The sequence below is a fragment of the Leclercia sp. M-A074-M genome, from assembly GCF_965195605.1.
In the GTDB taxonomy this organism is placed as follows: domain Bacteria; phylum Pseudomonadota; class Gammaproteobacteria; order Enterobacterales; family Enterobacteriaceae; genus Enterobacter.
In genome coordinates this window covers 1-392 of record NZ_CBDAHM010000041.1, presented here as the reverse complement: position 1 = coordinate 392, position 392 = coordinate 1, and the positions used below count along the sequence as shown (strand labels likewise).

The window sequence follows — 392 nt, the reverse complement described above, 5'->3', positions numbered from 1 at the left end:
ACCAACTGGCCCACCTACAATAAAGCCCTCATCAACCGTGGCTCCATAACTTTCTGGCTGGATGATGAAGCTATTCAGGCCTGGTATGAGTCAGCAACACCTTCTTCACGAGGCAGACCTCAGCGCTATTCTGACCTTGCCATCACGACTGTGCTGGTCATTAAACGCGTATTCAGGCTGACCCTGCGCGCTGCGCAGGGCTTTATTGATTCCATTTTTTCTCTGATGAACGTTCCGCTACGCTGCCCGGATTACAGCTGTGTCAGCAGGCGGGCAAAGTCGGTTAATATCAGTTTCAAAACGCCCACCCGGGGTGAAATCGCACACCTGGTAATTGATTCCACCGGGCTGAAGGTCTTCGGTGAAGGCGAGTGGAAAGTCAAAAAGCATGG

Annotated in this window: 1 pseudogene; it reads left to right on the top strand. The window is 52.0% G+C overall.

What is annotated here, in order from left to right:
- Positions 1-392, top strand: a pseudogene (locus ACOKCT_RS22995) (IS5-like element IS903B family transposase); the annotation flags it as partial.